We start from the raw sequence: 2547 nt of genomic DNA on the forward strand, positions 1-2547 counted from the left end.
TCGAGGTCGGGTGGCCCGAGGTGCTGGACCGGCTCGCGGCCGAGCTGGCCCGGGTCCGGGAGACCTTCGGGCCCGAGGCGGTCTACGGGGGCAGCTACGGCTGGGCCAGCGCCGGTCGGTTCCACCACGCGCAGAGCCAGGTGCACCGCTTCCTGAACCACGCGGTCGGCGGGTACGTCCGCTCGGTCGGGGACTACAGCGGGGCCGCCGCCCAGACGGTCCTGCGGCACGTGCTGGGCCCGTCCGAGGTCGTGTCGAAGGGGACGGTGACCTGGGACCAGGTCGCCGCGCACACCGACACCGTACTGGCCTTCGGCGGGATGAACCTCAAGAACAGCGCCGTCGGGGGCGGCGGGATCAGCGCGCACGTCGAGCGGGGGGCGCTGGCGGCGGCGGCCCGGCGCGGGGCGCTCCTGGTGAACGTCGGCCCGCTGCGCTCCGACCTCCCCGCGGGCGCCCGGTGGCTGTCGGTCCCGCCGGGTTCGGACACGGCGCTGATGTTCGGGCTGCTGCACACGCTGGTCGCGGAGGACCTGCACGACCGCGCGTTCCTCGAGCGGTACTGCGTCGGCTGGCCGGAGCTGGCGGAGTACCTGCGGGACAAGGACGCCGAGTGGGCCGCCGGGATCACCGGGGTGCCCGCCTCGGAGATCCGCGAGCTCGCCCGGCGCGCCGCCTCGGGCCGGACGCTGGTGACCGTCGCGCAGTCCCTGCAGCGTGCGGAGTCCGGCGAGCAGCCCGTGTGGGCCGCGCTCGCCCTGGCCGCCGCGTTGGGGCAGATCGGCCTGCCCGGCGGGGGGTTCTGCTACGGCCTCGGCTCGATCGGCCACTACGGGCGCAGCCGCGTCGCCGTCGGGGTCGCGGCGCTGCCGCAGGGCGTCAACGGCGTGTCGGAGTCGATCCCCGTCGCGCGGATCGCCGACATGCTCCTGCACCCGGGCGAGGAGTACGACCACGACGGCAGGCGGAGCCGCTACCCGCACGTCCGGCTGGCCTACTGGGCGGGCGGCAACCCGTTCCACCATCATCAGGACCTCGGCAGGCTGCGCCGGGCGATCGGGCGGCTGGACACGTTCGTCGTGCACGAGCCGGCGTGGACCGCCACCGCCCGGCACGCGGACGTCGTCCTCCCCACGACCTGGACGATCGAGCGCGACGACCTCGGCGCGGGCCCGTTCGACCCCGTCATGACCGCCATGCACCGGCTCGTCGACCCGCCCGGCGAGGCCCGGGACGACTACGCGATCTTCGCCGGGCTGGCGGAGCGGCTGGGGGTGGGCCGGGCCTTCACCGAGGGCCGCGACACCCGTGCGTGGCTGGAGTGGCTGTACGAGCCGACCCGCAAGGGGTTGGCGGACCGGGGCCTGCCCACCCCCTCGTTCGACGAGTTCTGGGCGGCGGGCGAGCTGGAGCTGCCGCAGGTGGCGGACCGGGGCGGGATCATCGGCGCCTTCCGGGCGGACCCGGTGGCGAACCCGCTCCCGACGCCGTCGGGCCGGATCGAGCTCGCCTCCGCGACCATCGCCGCCTTCGGGTACGCCGACGCCCCCGGCCACCCGGTCTGGTTCCCGCCCACCGAGGCGCCCGACGATCGCCACCCGCTGTGGCTGGTGGCCAACCAGCCCGCGACCCGCCTGCACTCCCAGCTGGACTTCGGCGCACACAGCCTGGCGCACAAGGTGCGTGGGCGGGAGGTCGTGCGCATCCACCCCGCCGACGCCGGGCCGCGCGGCATCGCCACGGGCGACCTGGTCCGGCTGTTCAACGACCGCGGCGCCTGCCTGGCCGCCGCGGCGGTGACCGACGAGGTGCGCGAGGGCGTGGTGCAGCTCCCCACCGGCGCGTGGTTCGACCCGCTCGACCTCGACTCCGAGATCCCGTTCTGCGTGCACGGCAACCCGAACGTCCTCACCCGGGACGTCGGCACCTCGTCGCTGGCCCAGGGCTGCACGGGCCAGCACACGGTGGTCGAGGTGGAGCGCTACGACACCGAGATCCGCGAGGTGCGGGCCTTCGTCCCACCCGTCTGAGACCCCCCGCTCCTCTGAGGAAGGACTTCGCCCTCCGGAAACCTTCACACTCCGGAGGGCGCAGACCATCGGCCCGTGGAACTGCGCCCTCCGGGCGCTCCCTTCGGAGGTGGTCGCCCTGGAGGTCGGGCCAGGTCGTCTTCGGTGGGGTGACTGCGCCCTCCGGGGGCCTTCCTCCGGAGGTGGTCGCAGCTCTGGAGGTCGGACCGGGTCATCTTCTGTGGGGAACTGCGCCCTCCGGGGGGCCTCGCTCCGGAGGTGGTCGCCACCTCCGTCGTTTCGGCCCCGGAGGGCAGCACGGTCTCCACCCGGGCCGCCGGCTCGGTGTTCTCGGCCGGCGGTTCGGCGTGGGGCGGCGGCCCGGGCGGAGCCCGTGCCGGGCTGTGCCGCCGAAACGACGGAGGTGGCTTGGGGGGCGCCCCGGGTCTGCGCAGGCCGGCCGAGGCGCCCACTGGACCGGTTCGAGAACGGCAGCCGGGGCGGTAGCGGACGCAACGGCAGTTAGCGCGGGAGCGGA

General features: G+C 75.2%; 1 protein-coding gene. It reads left to right on the forward strand.

The genetic code is table 11. The annotated features are described in order from the left end of the window. Positions 1-2030: molybdopterin-dependent oxidoreductase (locus tag H5J29_RS28985; protein ID WP_181784157.1), on the forward strand; the 2030-nt coding region annotated here is incomplete at its 5' end. Positions 2031-2547 lie beyond the last annotated feature (517 nt).

The sequence above is a fragment of the Pseudonocardia pini genome, from assembly GCF_013870575.1.
Taxonomy (GTDB): Bacteria; Actinomycetota; Actinomycetes; order Mycobacteriales; family Pseudonocardiaceae; genus Pseudonocardia; species Pseudonocardia pini.